This is a genomic window from Microbacterium sp., from assembly GCF_029263575.1.
Classification (GTDB): Bacteria; Actinomycetota; Actinomycetes; order Actinomycetales; family Microbacteriaceae; genus Microbacterium.
On sequence record NZ_JAJUFV010000034.1, the window covers coordinates 1 to 23063 of the forward strand.

Genomic DNA, 23063 nt, shown 5'->3' on the forward strand with positions numbered 1-23063 from the left:
AACGGCACTCAGAACTTCTCGAAAACGTATCAAGCCTGGTACTCGTACAGATCAACTGTGCATCCTACACTGTGCTGCGGGACGAAACTCTCTCCATGTCGACATATCGACCAATATCCCAGACTACTACCTCTGTCTGAATGCTCTGAGACGCCTAAGCTTCTCGCTATGCAACCCATCGCAGAACCGCGCACCGGCGTCGTGGCCGCCGCGCTCGAACTGTTCCAGCATCAGGGCTTCGATCAGACGTCGGTCGAGCAGATCGCTCGGGCCGCCGGCGTCTCCCGCTCGACGTTCTTCCGCCAGTTCGGCGGTAAAGAAGATGTCGTCTTCGTCGATCACGAGATGCTGCTGTCGCGATTGCGCGCGTTCTTGGCCGAGGGCCACTCTGATCCGTGGGATGCCGTGTGCCAGGCCGCGCAGCAGGTCTTCGCCTATTTCCTGAACGACCCCGAGCTCGCCCGGCTGCGGTACCAGGTCGTTCGCCAGGTGCCCGCTCTGCGCGAGCGTGAGATCGTGACGGTGTTCCGGTACGAGCGGCTCTTCGACGAATACTTGCGACGGGCGCTGCCCGGCATCGACCCGTTGGATGCCGTCGGCTTCGCCGCACTCGTCACCGCCGTACACAACCACGTACTGCGTCAGCTTTTGCGTGGCACCAAGCGCATCGCACCGTCGGTACTGCAGTCGGCGCTCGATGACGCACGGCGCCGGTACGGCGTGCTCGACGAAGACGCCGCCGAATCACCCGACGACGTGGTGGTCGCTGTCTTCCCCCGGGCGATGCCGATCGCCGAAGTCTCGAAGCGACTGCAGGCACAGCTCGACGACTAGAGCTCCGCGCGTTATGACGTCACCGCGCCGTGCGTGTCAGTCGCAGCCGCAGCCGCCAGAGGCGGTTCGCACCATGAAGCACACGTCGCACACTCCGTAGTCGCGCTCGCTCGCGGGCTTCGACCGGGGTGTGGCCGGTGCCGCGACGCTCGAACGCGACACGCGCGCTGCCCGCTTCTTGGCGGGCGTGCTCGGCGCGAACTCGCTGGGATGGATGGCGTAGAAGTACGGCGCACGGCCCTCGCTGGGCTGCAACCGCAGCCGCGCCGATCCCACGACGACCTGCTCGTCTCCAGTGAAGCCGTTGGTGTACGTCTTGCCGATGTGCAGTGGAGCGCCGTCGCCTCGGCGAATCGCTTCGATGTAGCGACCCCGGTCGATGAAGCTCGTGATGCCGACGGCATCCACGATCGCGGTGATGAACTCATGATTGGCGGGGTCGATCCGGTGCGCACGAAGCGCCTCGGTGAGGTTGCGATACGGACGGGACGTGCCTGCGGGCGTGGGCCCCTGGATCTCGTTCATCACTTCAAGGATCGCACGAGGTCGGCCTCTCTGAAAGACTGAGCCGTATGACACGAGCGACGATCATCGGCAGCGGACCGAACGGACTCGTCGCAGCTGTCTCGCTCGCCCGCGCCGGCTACGACGTCCGCGTGCTCGAAGCAGCCGAGACGGTCGGCGGAAGCGTGAGCACGACGGACCTCACGCTGCCAGGTTTTCGGCACGACGTCGGCTCAGCCGTGCACCCGGCGACGCTCGCCTCGCCGTTCTTCCAGGCGTTCGGTCTTGCTGAGCGCATCGAATGGATCTACCCCGAGATCTCCTACGCGCACCCTCTCGATGACGGTCGCGCGGCAATCGCCTGGCACGACATCGAGCGAACCGCTGACGACCTCGGCGCTGATGCCCGTGCCTGGCGCTCGCTCATCCGCCCGCTGAGCCAGCACATCGACGGCGTCGTGGACTTCACCGGCAATCAGCTGCTGCGCATACCGCGCGAACCGATCACGGCTGTGCGCTTCGCATTGCGGATGCTCGAGCAGGGCACACCGCTCGCACGCCGCGCATTCCGCACAGACGAGGCGGCCGCCCTCCTGTCGGGTGTCCTCGCGCATGCCAACACCCCTCTCCCCTCGCTTGCCAGCACGGCGGCCGGGTTGCTGCTGGCTGCCCAGGCACACGCCGGTGGCTGGATGTATCCGCGCGGCGGAGCACAACAGATCACGGATGCCCTGGCATCCGATCTCGCCGCACACGGCGGCACCATCGAAACCGGCAGCCACATCACCGACCTCACCGCCCTCGACTGGGGCGACGCCGCGCGCGGCGATGTGGTGCTGTTGAACGCGTCGCCGCGCCTCGCTCTCACGCATCCGGATACTCCACCTCGGTATGCCAGGGCGATCTCGCGATTCCGGTATGGGCCCGGGGCGGCGAAGGTCGACTTCGCTCTCGACGGACCGGTGCCGTGGACGAACCCGCAGGTCGCGCAGTCCCCCACAGTTCACGTCGGAGGCACGCAAGCCGAGGTGTGGGAGAGCGAGAACGCTGTGGCGAAGGGACGCGTCAGCGACCGCCCTTACGTGCTCGCGGTGCAGCCATCCGTGCTCGACGACACCAGGGCCCCGGATGGCAAGGCCGTGCTGTGGTCATACATCCACGTACCGCAGGGCTCCGAGCTCGACGCGACCGAGCTCATCACGCGTCAGATCGAGCGTTTCGCACCCGGTTTCCGCGACCGAATCCTCGCACACGCATCGGTTCCGGCGTCCGCTCGCGAGGCGATCAACCCGGCGAACATCGGCGGCGACATCCTCGGCGGTGCGTTCACGATTCCGCAGGCGCTGGCGCGACCGGTGCTGTCGACACATCCATGGCGCACACCCATGCAGGGCGTGTATCTTGCGTCGGCGTCGACGCCGCCGGGGCCCGGTGTGAATGGCATGGCCGGCTGGCACGCCGCCCGCACGGTGCTCGAGGATGCCGGAACCCCGGCGTCGCTCCACGACCTGTTCGGCTGAGTCTTCACCTGAGCGCTGTCAACCCTCTTCGTCAGCATTCTCTGAGCCCATAACGTGACAGGCACAACCAACGATGGCGAGGATGCAATGGCGAAGAACGTCCGCGAACTCCGCTGCGCGCCGAGCGCGGTTTTCCGTGTGCTCGAGAACGGGTGGATTTTTCCCTCCTGGGTGGTCGGCGCGACGCGCATGCGCGATGTCGACGCAGACTAGCCGCATTCGGGTGCACAGCTGCATCATTCCGTCGGCGTGTGGCCGGCGGTCATCAACGACACCACAAGCAGTGCGTCCTGGGATCCGCCCCACCAGATGGTGATGATCGCGCGCGGGTGGCCCCTCGGAGAGGCTCGGGGCACCATCGAGGTCAAGCCGCGCGGAGACGGCTGCGTCGTCAGGATCCGGGAAGAAGCAACGAGCGGACCGGCCGCTCTCGTGCCACGCCCGCTCGCAGACGTCCTGCTGCGATGGCGCAACGCCGATACTCTGCACCGACTCGCATACCTCGCGGAGGGGCTGCAGCCCGAGAGCGAGGACGCCACCGCGCATCGTGAAGATGCCGAAACCGTCGACGAAACCGCAGAAGTCACTGCCGAGCGCCGGCAGTAGCGCACAACGGTTCGCTCAAGCATCACCTCGCACTTCCGCCGACACGCTCGCCGGAGCAGGATGGTCCCATGCGATACGAGATCCCCTCCCCCATGCTCGCCAAGGCCGCGGCAGCGGTGCCCGATCCGGCCAAGACGACCGGCGGAATGCTGTTCGAGCCGAAGTGGGACGGTTTTCGCGGGCTCATCGCCTGGGACGGCAAGACGCTCGAGATCGGATCGCGTGGCGCCAAGCCACTGACCCGCTACTTCCCCGAACTCGTCGAGAAGCTGCCTCCGCTGCTGCCCGGCCCGTGCCTGCTCGACGGCGAGATCGTCGTCGCCACCGGCGCACCGCGCTCGCAGCGGCTGGATTGGGAGGCGCTGAGCCAGCGCATCCACCCGGCAGCGTCTCGCGTCGCGCTGCTGGCGGAACAGACTCCGGCGATGTTCATCGCGTTCGATCTGCTCGCCGAGGGCGACGATCTGCTGCAGAGTGTCCCCTTCGGCGAACGCCGAGCACGTCTTGAGCGGATGCTGGCCGACGCGCAGCATCCGCTGCATTTGACGCGCACGACCGAAGACCGCGACGTCGCCGTCCAATGGCTGGCCGAGTTCGAAGGCGCCGGCCTCGACGGCGTCGTGGCCAAGCCTCTCGATCAGCTCTACGCACCTGGCAAGCGCACGCTGATCAAAGTCAAACACGCGCGCACCGCAGATGTCGTCGCGCTCGGCTATCGCATTCACAAATCCGGCTCGGGTGTCGGCTCGCTATTGGTCGGCCTCTACAACGATGACGGAGTGCTCCGACAGGTCGGTGGCGTCGCCGCGTGGAGCAACACACGCCGTCAAGAGCTCATCGACGAGCTCGCACCGCTCGTCGAGCGCGACGACGAGGGTGCCGCGGTGAAGGGCGAAGGCGAACGATCTCGCTTCACCGGCGCCAAAGACGTCTCTTTCGTGCGGCTGCGACCCGAGCGTGTCTTGGAGGTGCGTTACGACCAGCTGGAGGGCGCCCGGTTCCGGCACACCGTGCAGTTCGAGCGCTGGCGTCCGGATCGAGATGCCCGCTCCTGCACCTACGACCAGCTCGAGACCGTGGAGGGTTATGACCTCGCCGAGGTTCTGACGTGAGCTTGAGTCAGTCCTCCCTCACCACTGTCGCATGCGCAGAGATTCTCCGTCGAATAAGTGTGAACCCGACGGTGCCGAGCGTGAGTGCGATCAACAGAAGGGCCGGAGCGGCAGATCCGTCCACACCTGTTGCGGCGAGCGCGCCGCCGACTCCAGCGGAGGTGTCCGCCGGCGAGTCACCGGCACCGCCGCCCGGTTCACCCGGTTCACCCGGTTCACCCGGTTCACCCGGTTCACCGGCATCGACGCAGTCCTCCGCCCAGGTCACGGTCTGCCCCTCTGCGACGTCGATCGCATCGCACGCGCCGTCTGACGCCTCGCCGGCGAACCGTATCGAATCGCCATCGATGTCGACGTCCAGTGGCTCTCCGCGATACGTCAGTCCACTGACCCCGCCGTTCGCGCCGCCCAGACGGACGAATGTCGGATCGCCTTCATCAGTGCGCACGCCATTGGCCATGAGCACGAAATCGATGTAGTTCGAGATGCCGAACAGCGACGGACGCACCCCGCGGGCACCCACCGGGTCGCCCGGCTCTCCACCGGCGTAGTACACCTCGGCGAACCAGCCGCTGCGCACCATGTCACGCATCATTGAGTTGATCAGCACCGTAGCGCGATCGCGCAGTTCGGCCTCGTCGGAGCCGACGATCGGATCCATGTCCAACAGCCCGTACGCGATGAGTTGGATGTCCGGAGCCTTCACAGCGAAGTCGCCAATCCCGGACAGCTGCGCGGTCTCGTCATAGTCGTCGAGGAAGCGGTCCATCACGGCGACCGTCGAATCGTCGTCCAACTCGTCCATGACGAACGCGGTGGACGTGTAGAACGTGAATCCGGCACGAATCCACTGTCCGTTCTCATTGCGGAACGGCTCGCCCTCGGTGTCATCGCCGAACGGCACCTCCGCGCGCGATGCATCGAGATAGACCTTCTGCACGGTGTCCCACACCTTGCCACTGCCGTCGGCCGCGCTCGGGAAGAACCAGTCGGAATAACTCGATGTGATCTCCGAGATCACGGACTCATACTTCGGGATGTCGTCGTCGAGCCCGAGCTCGTCAGCGATCTTGATCGCGAACCCGAGGTCGTAGGCGAGGGAGGTGACGAACTCACTGTCGCGTTCGTCGAAATGGTTGTTCTCGCCGAGCACCCAGCGCATGTTGTAGCGCTCCCAGTTCAGGTGCAGCGCAAGCTTGTCGTAGATGCTCTCGAGCTTCTCGCGGTCGCCCGTGACGGAGTACAGGATCCACGCGGTCTGCGCCTTACGCGACGGAAGCGATTCGCCGCCCAGCTCGCCGCGTGTTCCATACGCCTCGTCACTCGGCTCCGTGGCATCCGGTCCATCCTCGACCAGTGCCATCATGCCTTGGAATGACGCCCACGCGTTGTCCGGGTCTACGTAGACGAGTTGCTGCATGCCGAGCAGAGAGTCCCAGCTGGCGACATTCTTCGTCCCCGGTGTGCCGTTCATCCACATGGATGGTTTACCGGTGCCGAGCTGTGCGAACTCGTTGCCGGTCTCCGGTGTCGCGGGCAGGACGTTCATCTCGAGATTGACCCAGGCCATGAACCAGAAATGGCGCATCTCATCGGCCGTGACGCCGCCGTCCGCAACCCGCTGGACGGAGAAGTCCTGCACCGCGGGAATGCGGTTAAGATACTCGTTCCAGAACGACGTCCACGCCCCCCGGTCGCCGGTCGGATCCTGCGTCGCAGCGACAGCGCGCTCTCGGGAGGCTGCGACGGCATCAGCGCTCACACGCATATCGTTCACGGCCAGGCCGACGCCGACCACGGCATCCTCATCGTCATCGACCAACGCAGCCGCCCACGCACCGTTGCCGTCGAGTGGCGTCGTGGCTCCGCCGCCGAAGGCCAACTCTGAGACCGAGGCACCGAAGCGCACCTCGGAATCCTCAGGAAGCGCAATGGAGTAGGTATGGTACTGGCCTGCGACTGTGAGCAGATTCGATTCCGCGTCGAACGAAGCTGTTCCGTCATACGATCCGGCGAGCGCTGTTCCTTCCGTCGTCGCGTGCACCGTTCGGGAGAACGAGTCCTCGTCATGGAAGGCGTCGACGACTTCGATCGCGCCGTCGGCGTACTGGCCGGATGATTCCAGTGCTTCGGGGCGCCACTGGTTCTCGAAAGAACTCGCCGACTGCAACCAAGGGCCACCCACGTGGAATCCGAGGTCGTCGAACGTGCTGTGCCCCGCGGCGCCGATGTGGAACAGCTTGACGAAGAACGAGCGCTCACCGCTCCAGCCGGTGACCCCGGCGACGTCGTAGGTCAGCAGTCCGGTCTGGGAGGTGTCCGACTGCAGGGTGATGTCGTCACCGGATCCGGTCGAGAGCTTGAGCGCCCAGTGGCCGGAGGTACTCGCGGCCCGCACGCTCAACAGCGGCGTACTGTCGAGATCGACTGTGATCTCTCGCTCGACAGCGCCGAAGCGGTCCTCGCCCAAATGCACCGTCGCCTGGGCGGCGTCGGACGTGATGCTCGCAGAGTTGCCTGCACTCGTGGCAGTGCTCCAGGACGCGACGTCGGAGAATTCGTCGACGAGCGCGTCAGCGGAGTCGGCCCAGGGAAGCTCCTCCCCGTTGTGCAGCGAAAGCGACCTCACGTCGATCGATCCGTTCGGCTGACCTGACTTGTTGACCGCATAGATCTTCACGGTGACGGTTCGTGCGCCGTCTTCCCAGCCATAGGCGTCGGCGAGGTCGAACGTGGCCACCCCGGTTTCGGTCGAGTCCGCCTGCAACTGAGGCAGGTCATCTCCGTCATCGCCGCCGATTTTCACGTTCCACGTGGTGTCAGGGCTGAGCGCAGCGATGTCGATCGTGAGGTATCTGGTGTCGGCGACATCCGCCACCTCGAAAGTGCGCTCGATATGACCCCACTCGTTCGAGCCATCCAAAACGAGGTGGGCGATGCCAGCATCGGAATGGGTGCTGACGCCGTGGGTCGACCAGCCGTCCACGTCATCAAAGGACTCCGACAGGGCAGCACGGTAGGCGTTCCCCTCATCGCTGTCTCCGGACGTCGCAAAGACCTCGAGCAAGCGCTTCTGTTGAAGAGCGTTGTCGCTCGCATAGTAGCCGAGGTGCAGGGGAAGCCCCGATCCCGCCGTCTGATCCAGTTCACTGCCGGATCCACCGAAATCGAAAGGATTGAGCACGATGCGTGAGCCGGGCACCGACAACCAGCGCTGCTGACCGTCGGTGGCATCAGCGAGGAGGTCCGTGCTCACTTCGGGCGCCGCGTCTGCGATCGCGCTTGACGAGGCCCCCATCGCAGTGATAACGAATGCCACTGCGATTGCGCCGGCGCCGACGCGTTGTGTCATCGATCGCCTCATCGATCACTCCTCACATCAGTCATCTGATGCTCCTCAGCCACGCGAGCGCCGCTGGATGAGGAGAATCGATGCGGCGATCGCGGCCAGCGCTGCGAATCCCACGAGCGTCCAAACCGTCCCTGAAGTGCCCGTCTCGCTGAGCGTTCCGCCTGGGACCGAGCTGGCACTGTCGGATCCGGTTCCTGGATCCGTTCCTGGGTCGGTTCCTGGGTCGGTTCCTGGGTCGGTTCCGGGGTCCGTGCCTGGGTCCGTGCCTGGGTCCGTGGGGTCCGTGCCTGGATCTGCCACGACCGTGACCTCGAACTCGATCTCGGAGCCTTGCGCCTCATCCGGAGACGCCGGAACGAAGGTTGCACGATATGCATGCGTTCCCTCGCCACTCGGCGTCAGTTCGATGTCAGCCGTGCCGCCGACGACGGCCAGGCCGTCTACGGGTACCGCGGCACGCGCATCGGCCTGTCCCGGCTCGTCGACGACGATCCAGCCCTCGACCGCGGGACTCACGCTCACCGTGGCGGTGAATGACTCACCCTCGACCACGGTGTCGGTGGACAGCGCCACCTCGAGCGCTGTCGCCACCGGACTCGGCGCGACGCCATTGTCCGCGATCGCGAACAGCCGCAGCCGCTCGGCGTCACCGCCGCTGGGGAGCGTCACACTCACGATCGTGCGACCCTCCGGTGCGACATACGGGGCGGTGGCGTATACATATGCGCCCTGGAGCTCTGTGACCGCGTATCGCATCGGCATCTGCGCGACGACGGAGTTGCCGTACACGGGCTCGCCGCTCGACGAGGGGATCACCCAATCGCCGAGTTCGAGCGGAACATCCGCCGTCGTCCCGTCGTCGAACGTGACGGTGGCCTGCGACTGCGCGCCACCGTCTCGAGCTGCGCCGACGAACGACAGCGACGTCGGGTTGTTCGCGACGACGATCGTCTGCCCGTCGGGCTGCACGGCGTCAGCGAATCCTGCCGGACTCGCCGGCCAGGTCGCCTGCAGATCACCAACCGCGAATGTGCTGCCCGGCGTCAGCGACACCTTCGCAAGCTCCTCGCGTGCATAGCTGTTGCCTGCCGTGTCGAAGTTCGCCCCATCGCGGGTGTCGATCGTCGCTGTGCCGATGAGGTCCATCGCAGCGGCGAAGCTGCCCTCGCCCGCCACCCGGACCGTGAGCGTCTGCGTGCGTTCGTACTCTCCCGCGGTCGCGACGACGTCGATCGGATAGTAGCCGTCGGCGACATCCGAGGCGACCTCGATCGTGAGAGGTGCCTTCGAGGCTCCGTCGATCCTCACCTCGATGGTCGCACCCTCCACCGTGATGCCGGGTTCTGCAGCCGATGCCGCGATCTCGATGTGTTCGATGTCGCCATCGAATGCACGAGCGACGACCTCTGCCGTCGCGCTCTGACCGGTGACCGCGTCGACGATCGCTGGGCTCGTCGAAAGCGCGAACCCTGTTCCGCCTCCGCCGAAGGATGCCGGAGCCGCGGACTCGTCCGTCGCCCACAGTGAGTCTGCCTCGGCCTGCAGTGTGAAGTCCACAACGCCACCTGTGCCCAACAGCCCCTCGGGAAGTGCAGCAATGTCGGATGCCTCCCCGTCGATGCTGAGCGCCTGGATGAAGCGTTCGCCACCGGTCGCGCCAGGCGCGTTGATCGTGAGCGAGCGATCTCCGTCGAGCGCGATGCGCACATGGTCGAACACCGGCGTGCTGACTGTGAGCAGCGCGGTGCCCGGCGTCGCGGGGACGATGCCCATCGCAGCCCAGACATACCAGCTGGACATCGCACCGAGGTCGTCGTTGCCGGGGGCACCATCAGGCTCGGCTGTGAACAGGGAGGTGCGGATGAGGTCGACTGCGGCCTGCGTCTTCGACGGCTGACCGAGGTAGTTGTAGATCCACGGGACGAGGAAGTTCGGCTCGTTGCCCGCCCACAGATACGGCTCGTTGGGGCCCGCGTTGAGCTTCGTCATGAACGTGTCGAGTCGATCGGTCGTCGCCTCGCGCCCGCCCAGCGCCGAGGCGAGTCCCCCGATGTTCTGGGGCACCATCCACAGGTACTGCTCGGCGTTGCCCTCGTCGAAGCCGGGCTGGCCGAAGCCGGATCCGAAGTCGGAGGCGTCGAGGAACGTGCCATCGTCGGCGCGCGCGGCGATCGCGTTCTGAGCGGGGTCGAACAGGTTCTGCCAGTAGTTGGATCTCGTCTGGAACCGTTCTGCCACGTCGTCCTCGCCGAGTGCGGCCGCCATGCGCCCGATGGCGAAGTCATCGATCGACCACTCGAGCGTGATCGACCCGCCGACGATTTGGTGGTCACCACGGAAGGCCTCTACCTGCGGTGCGTAGCCGCGTTCTGCGTAGATCTCTGCGCCTGGCCGCTGCACGTAGCCGTCCAGTCCTGCTCCGCCGTCATCTGCGGCGGCCACCATGTAGTCCAGCGCCGCATCCGCGTCGAAATCCGTGCCACCGAACGCGTGGATCTGTGCCAGCACGGCACTCACGCTATCGCCGGTCATCTGGCCGGTGGCGGAGTTCGCGACGGGCCAACGCGGCAGCGACCCGGACTGCTGGGCGTCGACGACGAGCGACTGCGCCATGTCGGAAGCGATGTCAGGGAACAGCATCGTCTGCAGCGGGATGAGCGTCCGGTAGGTGTCCCAGTCGGAGAAGTTCGCGTAATGCGTGCGCCCCTCCTCGACGGTGTGGATCTCGCCGTCGAAGCCGATATAGCTGCCATCGGCGTCGTTGAAGACGTTCGGGTGCAGCAGCGAGCGGTACAGCGAAGTGTAGAACGTCTCGACGTCGGCATCCGGCCCCTGCGAGATCTGCACACGCGACAGCGCGTCGTTCCAGCGGGCCTCGCCTTCGGCGCGTACACCGTCGAAGTCCCACTCCGGCACCTCGGAGGCCATATTGGCTGCGGCGCCCTCGATCGACACGTAGGACACCGCGACCTTCGCCTGCAGAGTGATCCCCTCGGGGAACGTGAAGTAGGCGCCCGCGTCGGCGGACGAGACCGCGTCCGATCCCGCTTGCACTGACTGCCCGTCCCACGTGCCGTGCGCGGTGAAGTCGTGATCGAAGCTCAGCTGAAAGTGGATCTTGTAGGTGTTGCCCTTGCCGCAGAAGTCTCCCGTCGCCGCCGATCCCACAACGGTGCGAGAGTCCACGACCTGCAGGTTGGCGGCGCTGTTGCCGTTGAGTGAGCCACCTGGACGCACCATGAACTGCGCGGGCGTGCCGGTCGGATAGGTGATGCGGCTGACGCCGACGCGGTCGGTCGCAGTGAGTTCGCTGCGGATGCCGGAATCGGGGAAGCTCACAGCGTAGTAGCCGGGTTCGCCGATCTCGTCATCGTGCGTGTAGCGCTGGGTTGCCGACCACGGCTCCGAACCGATATCACCCGTCGCCGGGAGCACCGGGATGTCGCCAAACACGTAGCACCCCGCCGATGCGTGGTTCATGCTGAACCCCGTCATCCGGTCGTTGTGATACTGATACCCGGCGTAGGGATCAGTCGTGTCGGGCGAGAACTGCACCATACCGAATGGCACTGCCGGGCCCGGGAAGTTGTTGATCGAACCCACCTGCTCCCCGCCGATGCCCGTGCCGTTGAGCGTGTCGACGTGGCTCGCGGGGTCGCTGATCCAGTCGGGCTCGGCAGCTGCGGCAGGGGCGACGGCGGCGCCGCCGACGGCGAGCGCTGCGGCCACGGCACCGGCCGCGATGCGCGATCGCAGGGGGCGTCTTGTTGGCTGAATGACGGGACTGGACATCGGAAGACCTCGGTTATCGGTACGGGTGTGGAACATCTGCAAGGGGTTCATCGGGTGTGAGCAGCTTGGCGCCTCGCTCGTAGCAGCGCGCCGGCTGCGAGCGCGACGAGGGCGGCTGCGACCAATGCGAGCGAGACGGTGCCGCCGGTGGCAGCGAGGTCGCCGCCGGACGCGGTGTCGCCTGCACCCGCGTTTTCGTCAGGATCCGTTGCGCCACCGGTGCCTGGGCCATCACCGGCTCGGACGCCCTGTACGACGATCTCGTCTGCGAGGCTCGTCGGCGAGAATCGGGTGTTGTCGGCCGGCACGAACTCTATGCGGTACGACGTCGCTTCCGCTGTCGCGCGCACGGAGGCTTCGGCGACGCCGTCGACGAGCGGCGCCCTGATGACACCGTCGGCCAGCGCCAGCGCCGCTGTGTCATCCGTGCCGGCATCGCCGACCGGCGTGAGCATGATCTCGCCTTCAGCCGTTGCCGGCTCCGAGCGCACCGTGACGACGACGGCCTCGCCGATGGCAGGTTCGGTCGTCGAGACCTCGCTGGAAAGCACCGGGGTGACGGGGTTGGGTGTCTCGAAAGCCACGGTGAACACATGCATGTTGGGCGCCGGAGGAAGAGTGATCGACTGCAGCAGCTTGCCCTCGGGCACAGCGACCGGGGCGGTCGCGTAGATGCCGCAGCCGATGTTCTGCGGGTCGTTGGCGTTGTCGCCGCGCTGACCCGCCTTGGCGACGATGACGTTGCCTGCCGCCGGCTCTGCCGTGCACCAGTCGCTGAGTTCGACCTGCGCGTCGGCCGTGGTGCCGTCGGTGAAGTGCATCTGGAGTGCGCCGCCTGCGTGCGGCGAGCCGTTGTTCGTGGCGCCCACGAGGCTCAACGAGGTGGACTGACGGAAGGCATCCGGAACCTCCAGGATCTGACCGTTCGAGCGGATGTTGTCGGCCGCTCCTGCTCCGACCGCCGGCACGACGAACGTCGAGGCCGTGTCGGGCACGATGCCTGCCGCACCCTGGACGAATCCGAGGTCGGCGAGCGCATCACGCAGGAAGTAGAACCCGCTCCCGTCGAAGTCCGCATTGTCTGATCTCGCATCACCGATGCCCACGTTGTCGAAGTGTGCGGACAACCAGGATGCGTCGCCGACTGTGACGGTGGCTTCGAGGTCGACCGTGTTGCCCGCGTCATCGGTCACCTGCACGGTCAGCGGATATGTGCCCGCCACGACGCCGGGACGGACTGCGAGAGTCACCGGGACCTGCGTCGACACCGGCAGGCCCTCTGACGAGAGACTCCAGTCGACGTCACCGACGGATGCCGAAACCTCGCCGGTCCCGTCGATATGGATGCTGCCGCTGGACTCGCCTTCGGCATGAGTGAGTACATCGACCGAGATCGTCGTCGTTCCCCCGGCCTCGACGGACGCATGCGTCGGCGATAGACGCGCCCTGAGGCGACTGGGTACCTCTCCGGCGGACACGAGCGCTCCCGGCGCGGAACCGGCCGCCGTCGCCCAGTCGGACGGTGCGGAGCCGACTTCGAACGTCAGAGTGCCCGCGCCGATGAGTTCGTCGCCGGTGAGGTGGCTGACCGTCACGGCGCCGAGTGCGCTCGACGCCATCACCGACTGCGTGTACCGGTTCTGGTCAGTGAGACCGGGCGCGCGGATCTCGAGCTTGTCCGTGCCGAACCAGTCGGCATCGAGCGTGATGTCCACACTCTCGAATGCGGGCGTCGACAGACCCCAGACGTCCGTGCCCGGCACGATCGGGTACGCGCCGATCGCTGAGAGGACGTACCACGCCGACATGGTGCCGAGATCGTCGTTGCCGGTGACGCCGGTGGGCCCATCGGTGAAGAGCGTCAGCGCGGCGCGCACGACATCCGTCGTCTTCCACGGCTGCCCCGTCCACTGGTACAGGTACGGCGCGTGCAGGTCGGGTTCGTTGTTGGGATTGTAGGTGTGCTGGCCGTAGTACGAATAGGTGCCGTTCACCCAGACGTCGCGAGCGGTGCCCTCAGGGTCTTCCCGCAGTTGCTCGTACGCGAAGAATTCGTCGAGACGCTGCTCTGCGGCATCCGGCCCGCCGATCATATCGATCAGCCCCGGCACGTCCTGCTGCACGAGCCACTGATACTGCACGGCGGTTCCCTCATGGAAGCCGGTGGCCTGAGACGGATCGGGATCGCCTACGAAGAAGCCCGACCGATCACGTGCCCGAAAGCTGCCGGTCGTCTCGTCAAAGATCGCTCGGTAGTTCTCGCCGCGCGCCGCGTACCGGACGGCGTCATCGTCGTGGCCGAGACCGGCGGCCATAGTGGACAGCAGCGCATCGGAAAGCGCGTACTCAAGGGTCGCGGATGCTCCGTGGTGCAGGTCGTAGTCACCGGGGCGGCCGTTCTCGCCGGGTTCGTGCGGCACGAATCCGTCTTCCAGGTAGACAGGATTTCCGGCTCGTCCGTTTGCGACAGAAGAGGCATCAGGCGTGTTGTCGGCGTTGTGCGAGAGCACTGCGTATGCCCGCTCCTCGTAGCCGTCCAGGAGCCCCTGGTTCCACGCGCTGACCAGGAAGGCAGTTCCGGGATCACCGGTCATGATGTTCGTCTCAACGGGACCATAGCCCCATCGCGGCAGCCAGCCGAACTGCTCACCTGCCGTGATCACCGAGATCGCCATGTCACGCGACTCCGACGGCGCGAGCAGGTACAACAGCTGCTGCTGGGTGCGGTAGGTGTCCCACAGTGAGAAGTTCTGGTAGTACGTGAATCCGTCGGCCACATGCACATCGCCGTCCCAACCGCGATAGCGACCATCGACATCTGTGCCGGTGTTGGGAGCGAGGAAGCTGCGGTAGAGCGCCGAGTAGAACACCCGCGCGGCCTCGAGGTCAGAGGTCGGGACCTGCACTGAAGCCAGACGCTCTTGCCACAGTGCGTCTGCGGCGCTGCGTGCCTCGTCGAAGGTCATCGCCTCGGCGTCGTAGTTGGCGCGCGCACCGTCGGCGTCGACATAGCTGAGTGCGGTGACCGCTTCGACGTCCCGATCGATTGTTGCATCGAACGTGACGTAGGCGCCGGTGCGCTCACCCTCAGCGGTGGTGGTGCCGGCCGAGACCGTATCGCCGTTCCACGTGCCTGCCGATGCGATATCGCGATCGAAGGTCGTACGGGTGTGCACGGTGAACGGCTGTGTGTCCTGGCAGAAGCCGCGCGAGGTGATCGTTGCCTCGACCGTGCGTGCGTCGACGACGCGAACGGATGACGCGGTGACAGAGTTCAGCGCTTGACCGGCATTGATCATGACCGTCGCCTGCGATGTCTCGGGGAATGCGTAGCGCTGCACGGCCGTGTGCTCGGTTGCGGTCAGCTCGGCGTTGATGGTGCCGGCGGGTGCCTGAAGTCCAACCCGGTAGTACCCGGGGGCCGCGTCTTCGTCATCATGGCTGTAGTCGAGTCCGTAGTCCTGATAGCGCGTCGTCGACGGGATGCCGGTGGTGGGCAGCACCGGCAGCAATCCGCCCAGCCCGCAGCCGACCCCGGAGAGGTGAACCAGCGAGAACCCGCGGATGCGAGAGTTGCCGTAGTCGTATCCCACGTTGTGGCCGTTGTCCGGCGAGACCTGCACCATGCCGAATGGCACACTCGCGCCGGGGTAGGTGTTGCCGTCGTCCTGTGTCCCGATGAACGGATTCACGAGCTCGGTTAGCGACTGGGCTGCTGGCGCGGGGGCGGCGGCCGCGGGCGAGAGCGCCAGCGCCGGGATGCTGATGATCGTGGCCGCGAGCACGGCGATCGTCGTACGCATCGCGCTACGGTACGAGGTCGATGAGTGGTGATCGAGCGTGGGCAGCGGCATGAGCTTCCTTGGTGGCATGTCGTCGTGATCGGCGCTTCCCCGCGCCGCGGGTCAAGCTTTGCAGATTTATGACAGCGTTGTCAATCATCGTTTTTCAGGACTGCAACAGCGTCGCCTCGGGCACGGGGCGCAGGGGTGCAGCGCTCTCAGTTACTGAGCACTGCACCCCTGCGATCCGGCGTCTGCCTGGATGTGCTCCGTCAGGCGCGACGGCGCCGCAGGAGGAAAGCCCCTCCGGCGATGAGCATCGACAGGGCGACGAGCACCGCGATGATGGGCGCCGCGGCGCCGGTAGTCGCGAGCGAGCCATCCTGCGCAGCACCGTCACCGTCAGGGGCCTCCGACCCGCCACCAGGCCCCGCGGGATCAGGATCGGTCGGTTCTGTGGGATCGGTCGGTTCTGTGGCCACGACGGCCAGAGTCACGGCCAGCGACTGCGCAGCGAAGACCTCGGGAGCGAACCTCGGAGTCGACTGCGTCGAGCGGATTGTCACGACGCCGTTGATGTCACCCTCGTCAGCGAACTCCGCATCGAGCGCAAGAGTCCACGCGCCACCCTCGGGGATGACCGTCAGATCCTGCACGCTGCCATCGATGTCGATGGATGCGGCGATCGGCGCACCGTCCGATTCTGCTGCGGCGAACGCCACCGCAGCGACATCCGCATCACCGGATCCGAGAAGGGTCACGGTCGCGATGGTCTCGGTGCTTCGCTCCCCGGCGACGAACGCAACGTCCTGAGCGGGGTCCACCACCGGTTCCACCCGCTCCGGATCAGCCACGCTCGGCAGCCAGTCCCCCTCGGCTGTGCCCCAGTCCGTCGACGAAGCATCATCCGTGAGAGCGAAGTCGATCGTGCCGCCGTCCTGGAAGTCCTCGACGTCCATCCAGGTCTCGGAATGCGCTTCGCCGTCGACGGTCACTCCCGCGATGTAGCTCGGGAGGTTCTCCCGTGCTCCTTCAGCAGTGATCTCCAGGGTGGGGCCGTCCTCCCCCAGCTGCAGGGTGGCCGCCTGCACTCGCGGCGAGTTGAGCGCCAGCATCCCGGAACCGGATGCCACCGGCTGCACGCCGAGCGTCGCCATCACGTACCACGAGGCAAGGGTGCCCAGGTCGTCATTGCCGACACCGCCACCCGGAGTATTCGGGAACCTGTTGAGGTTGGCGGCGAGCGCGTCATTCACATGCGTCGGCTCACCGGCGGAACTGTACAGCCACGGATTCATGAGGGTCGGCTCGTTGCCGGGGTTGTATCCGATGCTCGAGTAGTAGTCGCTGCCACCGGATGCCCAGTGGGACGGTGATGCACCCGGCTCAGCCAGCAGAGACGGCATGTCGAAGTAGTAGTCGAGACGGTCGAGGAACTGCTCCGTACCGCCCATGACCTCCTGCAGCCCGGCATAGTCCTGATTGGCCATCCACTGGTACTGCCATTGCGTGCCCTCGTGGAATCCCGATTCCTGCACGCTCTCGTATTCATCCACCGGCACGAACTCACCGTCTTCCGTCACAGCGTTGACGATGCCCTCGAAACCGCCGGAGAGAGCGACATCGTCGTTCCACAGGTTGCGCCAGTTCTGGCCGCGATCGAGGAACTCCTGTGCCACGTCGTCCATGCCCAGCCGTTGAGCGGCAGCGCCGATGGCGGCATCGGACTGTGCGAACTCCATGGTGGCCGAGCCGCCGTGACGGTACTCCTCGTACTGCTGGCCGAGACCGGGGTCATTCTCGGAGTGGTACGGGATGTGTCCGTGCTCCAGGTAGAACGCCGCGCTCTGGCGTCCGACGGAGTCCACCCCGGAAGGCGGCGCCGTGGTCGCATTCTCCACGAGTGCGTCCCAGAGCTCGTCGGCGATATCATCCGGCACGGTGCCCAGCGTGAAGTTCTCGGCGACCCAGGCCGAGACGGGGTCACCGGCCATGATGTTGGTCTCGAGCGAGCCAAGCGACCAGCGCGGCAGCCAGCCGCCCTCGACGCGATGCTGGTACATCGACCGGACGATGTCCCGAGCGATTTCGGGCACAAGAAGTCCATGCAGCGTTGCCTGGGTGCGATAGGTGTCCCAGAGCGAGAACGTCTGGTGGTAGGTCCAGCCGTCGGCAGTGTGGACCTCGCCGTCCATTCCGCGATAGCGTCCGTCGACGTCGCTGCCGATCGTCGGGGAGAGCAGCGCCTTGTACAGCTGCGTGTAGAACTGATCCTTCGCGGGGTCGGAGGCGGTGATGTCCGCGCGGCCGAGCACGTCATTCCACGCCGCGTTCGCGTCCGCTCGCACGGTGTCGAACGTCGCACCGGGCTCTTCGACCTCGGCCACCCTGTTTGCGCGTGCGCCCTCCTTCGACACGAAGGAGACACCCACCTGAACCTCGACCGTGGCGTCTTCCGTCGTATCGAAGGTCGCCCCCGCGCCGTTGTGTCCGTCGCCGACGTGGTTCTCCTGCCAGTTCGGGGTGTAGTTCTGATCGTTGGTCCACAACCCGGTTGCGGTCGGGGTGCGATCGAACGAAGCGCTGAAGTAGACGTACTCGCTGCGGTTCGTGCCTCCGCAGAATCCGGCGTTCTCCACCCATCCTTCGAGAGTGCGATCATCGACCCATTCGACGCCGCTGGAGCGTGAGTCTGCGAGCGTCTCTCCGACGTTGAAGGAGATGTTCGCGGTCTCCGTCGCGGGGAAGGTGTAACGGTGCACGCCGACACGCTCCGTCGCTGTGAGTTCGGCGCGCACGCCGTTGGTCAATGAGACGCCGTAATAGCCGGCCTCTGCCGTCTCATCTCCGGCGATGTCGGTGAATTGTCGCCCCATCTGCGGTGTCGACGTGGTCGTCGGCGTGACCAGCAGTTCACCCGCCGCAGGGCAGCCTGCACTGTTGACGTGGCGGTGGCTGAAGCCCCAGACCCGGCCTGCCTCGTGCGAATACGAGGTCCACTGGTGAATGCTCGCATTGTCCGGGCTGAGCTGGACCATGCCGAATGGCACGGTCGCGCCCGGATATGCGTTGCCCTCACTCTCGGTGCCGACGAAGGGATTGACCAGCGATGCGTAGTCCGGTGCATCCGCTGCCACGGCGGAAACCGGCGCTCCCACGATTCCGATGGCGACTGTCACGGCGAGCGCCGCCCCAGTCCATCGCCGCAAGCGAGGCCTTCCTTCGGTGTTGATGGTGCTCGGTCTCATCGTCATCGGTCCTCCTCGACACGGAAACTCGGCCGAACAACCCAGTTCGCCGAAGTGGAATCGATTCCACATGCTGAGCGTAGAAGCTCAGGCGAGTTCCGCGCAAGTTCGACCGGCGCGTCTCAGGATCGGATGACGAGCTGAGGCTCGAGCACGAGCGTGGTGGCCGGGCCTTCGTCGCCGGCCATGCGACTGACGACGCGTTCCACAGCTGCTCGCCCCATTGCGTATGGGTCCTGGGCCACGACCGTGAGTGGCGGATCAAGCAGGTCGGAAAGCTCGAGATCATCGAAACCGACATGGTCGAGCCGCACCCCGAGTGCCCGCAGCGCACGAAGAACGCCGACGGCGATACGGTTGTTGCCGCTGAACACCGCCGTGGGCGGGTCGGAGAGCGCAAGCATCGAACGAAGCGCATCCTCGATGAATCGGTCGTCGGGCGAGCCACTCATCACGAGTCTCAGATCGGACGGCAGTCCCGCGGTCGCATGGGCCTGCTGCCATCCGGCGCGTCGCTCATCCGCCGTGTACAGCCCCTGTCGGTCATTGACGAGCGCGATCCGCGAATGTCCGCGCGCGATGAGGTGCTCGACAGCTCTCTTCGCCCCTCCGCGATTATTCGTGAGGACAGAGTCTGCATCCAGCGACCGGGGCGGACGATCGACGAATACGACGGCGGTGCCTGCGGCGCCTTCGCGCTTGAGAAACGTCTCATCGGCATCCTCGGGAAACGTCACGATGAGGGCATCCACGCGACGTGAGACGAGCCCTTGCAGCGCCCGCATCGCCCGCTCAGGACTGCGCGCGGACGAAGCCGTGAGCAGCGTGAGGTCAAGCGGGATGAGCGCTTCCTCGATCGTCGCGTTCAGCTGCGAGTAGAACGGGTCGGCGACGTCTTCGACGAGCAACCCGATGCTGCCGGACGTACCGCGCCGGAGAGCACCTGCGGACGCATCCGGTCGATATTCGAGCTGCGCGATCGCGGCGAGCACTCGAGCCCGGGTGTCCGCGCTGACCCTGTTCTGGTGGTTGAGCACGCGGGAGACTGTACCTGCCCCGACGCCGGCGACTCGGGCGACGTCCTTGAGGGTTGGACGGGCCGCAGGGACGATGCGCCGCACGCTGTCCGCTCCCTCAGAGGATTGGTTCACTCGACGGATGCTAGCACCGAGTCACTATTCGTCGATCCGTGATCGGGATGCCGCGACGACCTACCAGGCTCCGCCAGACGTCTGAGCTCAGTCCTCGATGCGGTTGCCGTCTTCGTCCCAATTCTCGGCGACCATCTTGCTGGGCTGCACACGCGGCGGCTCACCCGGCATCTTCGGGAAGTCCGGCGGGAAGGACAGCTCGCCGAGGCCGTTGTCGAGATCTTTCTCCCACCAGCCGAGCAGCGTGTCGATGCGGCCGGGTGATCTCTGGATGTCTGCCCAAGGATCGCCGACATCGGCGAGACGCTGCGGGATGCTGCGCACCGTGAAGGCGCTCGGATCGAGCCCGTCGAGTTCGTCCCACTCCACCGGCGTCGACACGGTCGCTGCGGGAAGCGCGCGCGGACTGTAGGCGCCGGCCATCGTACGGTCGCGGTTCGCCTGATTGAAGTCGATGAAGATCCGCTCCCCGCGCTCCTCCTTCCACCAGCTCATGGTGGTCTGCTTCGGCATCCGCCTTTCCAGCTCTCGACCTGCCGCGATCACGGCATGCCGTACGTCGAGGAACTCCCACTCCGGCACGATCGGGCAGAACACGTGCAGGCCCCGGTTTCCGCTGGTCTTGATGAACGGTTCGAGATCCCCCTCTCGCAGCACCTCGCGCAGACCGTGGGCTGCGGCGACGGCATCCGCGAAATCCGTCCCCGGCTGCGGGTCGAGATCGATGCGCAACTCGACCGGGTTGTCAGTGTCAGTCGCGAGCGATGCCCACGGGTGAAACACGATCGTGTTCATCTGCGCCGCCCAGACGATCGCGCTCGGCCGGTTCAAGACGATCTGCGGATGCTTTCTGCCGCTGTTGTAGGTCACCTCGACGGCATCGACGAAGTCGGGCGTGCCCTTGGGCGGATTCTTGGAGAAGAAGCTCTCGCCGCCGATGCCCGAGCGAAACCGCTCCAGCGACACCGGCCGTGCCCCGTTCGCAGCCAGGAACGGCTCGGAGACGGTCTGGAAATAGTCCGCGAGCTCAGCCTTTGTGATCCCGGTCTTGGGCCAGATCACCCGGTTCGGGCTCGACAGATCGAGCTTCTGCTCACCCTCCGGGTCAGCGACCGTCAGTGTCACACGCTCAGAAGCCATGTTCTGACCCTAGAGCGCCTCGGCGCTCGGCGATAGGGATCAGGCGTCGATATCGATCGCCAGCACCAGCACGGAGCTCAGGGCGTCGCGCTCGACGACGATTGACGGGCCCGCCGCGTCCACCAGAACACCGGCGATCTCCTCGTGCTCGGTCAGCACCTTGGCAAGCCGTTCGGGGCTGAACTGCATGGGTTTGTCGCCGCGGCCGAGCGCGACGACCTCGAGCGGATGCGTGAACACCTGCAAGAAGCGCTTGCCATCGGTCGTTCGCGCCTCAGCGATGCCGACCGGTGCGCCACCGGTACCGTCGTTGACCGCGACCCACACGTTGGTCTTGCCCAGCGCATTGCCGACCTTCTGCGCGGTGTCCTGCTCTCGCGGCGCGGCCAGCAACGCTTTGATCGTCATATCAGCGTCGGCCTGCTGCAACGCGCGCTCGATCACCTCGATCGGGAACACCGCGCGGTGCGGAGCGGAGGCGTTATCGATGATGATCCCGCTGAACGTGCCCGACACAGCCTGCTGCAACACAGCGGTCACCGGCTGAGCGACAGCCGAGGTCGCGGTCGGCTCTTTCTCACGCTGCACGGAATCGCGCACGGCGACAGCCGAGCTGAACGCCAGCATGAAGGAGCGCTCACCGTCGCGAATGACCGCAATCGACAGCGGCTTGCCCTCGCTGATCTGCGTGCGTGCGTCACCGTGCACGCGCAGGTAGAGGTGGCCCTGCAGCATCTGGCGCAGCACACCGATCAGCTGATCGTTCGTGGCCCCCTCTTCGAGTTCGGCCAGAGCCGTGCGCAACAGCACGTTGTCTTTCATCCCGGGCACCGACTCGGTCTGCTCGGGAGGCAACGCCGACGCCAGCGGAAGAGCGCGCTTAGCGGGAGCAGTCGGCGTGGCGGGTGTAGCCGGGGCCGCGGGAGCGGTCGGCGTCTGAAGCCGCGGGGCCGTGTTATTCGCCGACGCGTCATCGGCATCGGGCAGCCGCACCTCCGGGCCCGCCGCCGCACCGACGCCGCGGAAAGCCTGCACCGAGATGCCGATCTGAGGCACCTCTTCGGCGGCGGCTTCCGCTGAAGCATCCGTGTCGGTCACACCCGATGCCGCAGCCGTGCCGTCAGCGGGTGCTTCTGCGTGCGAAGCGGCATCCGCCTCGGCCGCAGATCCCGCGTCGGCGGATGCCTCGGCGGCGGGGTCATCGGACTTCTTGCGGCGAGAGAACAAAGCCATATCTGTCAGCCTAACGCGCAGCCCCCGTAGCATGGGGCCCATGGCAGCCCCCGAGAAGCTCTCTGACATCGTCACGTCGTTTCTCGACGTGGTTCATGACCGACTCCTCGGCGATACTCGAGGCTCCGTCGCCGACTACATTCCGCAACTCGCCGGCGCCGACCCCGACCTGTTCGGCATCGCACTGTGCGGGCTGAACGGTCACGTCTACGAAAGCGGCGATACGGGTGTGGCCTTCACGATCCAATCGGCCTCGAAGCCCTTCGTCTACTCTCTCGCCCTCGACGACCGCGGCATCGACGCCGTGCACGACCGGGTGGGGGCCGAGCCCAGCGGAGAGGCATTCAACTCGGTCAAGCTCGAAGCCGGCACGGGCCGTCCGCCGAACCCCATGGTCAACGCCGGCGCGATCGTGACGACCTCGCTCGTGCGCGGCGACGCGGCTGACGATCGCTTCGCGCGTATCCTGGCCCGCCTCAGCGCTTTCGCCGGGCGCGACCTGAGCATCGACGAGGCCGTGCTCGCCTCGGAGCAGGACTCGGGCGATCGCAATCGCGCGCTTGCCTACCTCATGCGCAGCGCCGGGTCGCTCACAGCCCCGGTGGCCGAGACCCTCGACACTTACTTCCGGCAGTGCTCCGTGCTGATCACCGCGCGTGATCTCGCCGTCATGGGAGCCACGCTCGCGAACGGCGGCGTGAATCCGATCACCCAGGAGAGAGTGACCAGTGCGGAGACCTGCCAGCACGTCATGACCATCATGGCGACCTGCGGCATGTACGACTACGC

Annotated in this window: 14 protein-coding genes; 6 read left to right on the forward strand and 8 right to left on the reverse strand. The window is 66.0% G+C overall.

The genetic code is table 11. The features are described 5' to 3' along the window. Positions 1–168 precede the first annotated feature (168 nt). Positions 169–834, forward strand: a complete 666-nt coding sequence (locus Q1J95_RS05525) for a TetR family transcriptional regulator (protein WP_300266331.1) — start codon at positions 169–171, stop codon at positions 832–834. Positions 835–870: 36 nt separating this feature from the next. On the opposite strand, the gene Q1J95_RS05530 is transcribed toward Q1J95_RS05525, so the two are convergent. Continuing rightward, positions 871–1359: a hypothetical protein gene (locus Q1J95_RS05530; protein ID WP_300266332.1), complete on the reverse strand. Its 489-nt coding sequence runs from the start codon at positions 1357–1359 to the stop codon at positions 871–873. A 47-nt stretch (positions 1360–1406) separates the two neighbouring features. On the opposite strand from Q1J95_RS05530, the gene Q1J95_RS05535 reads away from it, so the two are divergent. The 4 genes from Q1J95_RS05535 (at position 1407) to Q1J95_RS05545 (ending at position 4576) form a co-directional block, all read left to right on the forward strand. Next, on the forward strand, positions 1407–2858 hold the full coding sequence (locus tag Q1J95_RS05535; protein WP_300266333.1) for an NAD(P)/FAD-dependent oxidoreductase: 1452 nt from the start codon (positions 1407–1409) through the stop codon (positions 2856–2858). Between the two features lie 54 nt (positions 2859–2912). Further along, complete coding sequence (locus Q1J95_RS15690; protein ID WP_366945540.1) at positions 2913–3071, forward strand: hypothetical protein; 159 nt, start codon at positions 2913–2915, stop codon at positions 3069–3071. 36 nt (positions 3072–3107) lie between these two features. Further along, complete coding sequence (locus tag Q1J95_RS05540) at positions 3108–3464, forward strand: hypothetical protein (protein ID WP_366945541.1); 357 nt, start codon at positions 3108–3110, stop codon at positions 3462–3464. A 68-nt stretch (positions 3465–3532) separates the two neighbouring features. Further along, complete coding sequence (locus Q1J95_RS05545; RefSeq protein WP_300266334.1) at positions 3533–4576, forward strand: ATP-dependent DNA ligase; 1044 nt, start codon at positions 3533–3535, stop codon at positions 4574–4576. Between the two features lie 7 nt (positions 4577–4583). On the opposite strand, the gene Q1J95_RS05550 is transcribed toward Q1J95_RS05545, so the two are convergent. From Q1J95_RS05550 to Q1J95_RS05580, 7 genes are all read right to left on the reverse strand, one after another. Beyond that, positions 4584–7832, reverse strand: a complete 3249-nt coding sequence (locus Q1J95_RS05550; RefSeq protein WP_300266335.1) for a hypothetical protein — start codon at positions 7830–7832, stop codon at positions 4584–4586. Between the two features lie 141 nt (positions 7833–7973). Next, complete coding sequence (locus Q1J95_RS05555; RefSeq protein WP_300266336.1) at positions 7974–11720, reverse strand: GH92 family glycosyl hydrolase; 3747 nt, start codon at positions 11718–11720, stop codon at positions 7974–7976. Between the two features lie 47 nt (positions 11721–11767). After that, positions 11768–15574 carry a GH92 family glycosyl hydrolase gene (locus tag Q1J95_RS05560; RefSeq protein ID WP_300266337.1) on the reverse strand — a complete coding sequence of 1269 codons (3807 nt, stop codon included), beginning with the start codon at positions 15572–15574 and terminating at the stop codon, positions 11768–11770. A gap of 200 nt (positions 15575–15774) precedes the next feature. Continuing rightward, entirely contained in the window at positions 15775–18711 is a 2937-nt protein-coding gene (locus Q1J95_RS05565) for a GH92 family glycosyl hydrolase (protein WP_300266339.1), read from the reverse strand. 161 nt (positions 18712–18872) lie between these two features. Then, positions 18873–19901: a LacI family DNA-binding transcriptional regulator gene (locus Q1J95_RS05570; RefSeq protein ID WP_300266341.1), complete on the reverse strand. Its 1029-nt coding sequence runs from the start codon at positions 19899–19901 to the stop codon at positions 18873–18875. Positions 19902–19988: 87 nt separating this feature from the next. Further along, positions 19989–21041 carry a non-homologous end-joining DNA ligase gene (gene ligD, locus Q1J95_RS05575; RefSeq protein ID WP_300266342.1) on the reverse strand — a complete coding sequence of 351 codons (1053 nt, stop codon included), beginning with the start codon at positions 21039–21041 and terminating at the stop codon, positions 19989–19991. Positions 21042–21080: 39 nt separating this feature from the next. Further along, complete coding sequence (locus tag Q1J95_RS05580; RefSeq protein ID WP_300266343.1) at positions 21081–22274, reverse strand: SseB family protein; 1194 nt, start codon at positions 22272–22274, stop codon at positions 21081–21083. A gap of 40 nt (positions 22275–22314) precedes the next feature. On the opposite strand from Q1J95_RS05580, the gene glsA reads away from it, so the two are divergent. Then, on the forward strand, positions 22315–23063 hold a 749-nt coding region (glsA, locus tag Q1J95_RS05585), incomplete at its 3' end, for a glutaminase A (protein WP_300266344.1).

Coding starts and splice junctions, on each gene's coding strand:
- Q1J95_RS05525 (WP_300266331.1), top strand. CDS start 169: ATGCAACCCATCGCAGAACCGCGCACCGGCGTCGTGGCCGCCGCGCTC.
- Q1J95_RS05530 (WP_300266332.1), bottom strand. CDS start 1,359: ATGAACGAGATCCAGGGGCCCACGCCCGCAGGCACGTCCCGTCCGTAT.
- Q1J95_RS05535 (WP_300266333.1), top strand. CDS start 1,407: ATGACACGAGCGACGATCATCGGCAGCGGACCGAACGGACTCGTCGCA.
- Q1J95_RS05545 (WP_300266334.1), top strand. CDS start 3,533: ATGCGATACGAGATCCCCTCCCCCATGCTCGCCAAGGCCGCGGCAGCG.
- Q1J95_RS05555 (WP_300266336.1), bottom strand. CDS start 11,720: ATGTCCAGTCCCGTCATTCAGCCAACAAGACGCCCCCTGCGATCGCGC.
- Q1J95_RS05560 (WP_300266337.1), bottom strand. CDS start 15,574: ATGCCGCTGCCCACGCTCGATCACCACTCATCGACCTCGTACCGTAGC.
- ligD (WP_300266342.1), bottom strand. CDS start 21,041: ATGGCTTCTGAGCGTGTGACACTGACGGTCGCTGACCCGGAGGGTGAG.
- Q1J95_RS05580 (WP_300266343.1), bottom strand. CDS start 22,274: ATGGCTTTGTTCTCTCGCCGCAAGAAGTCCGATGACCCCGCCGCCGAG.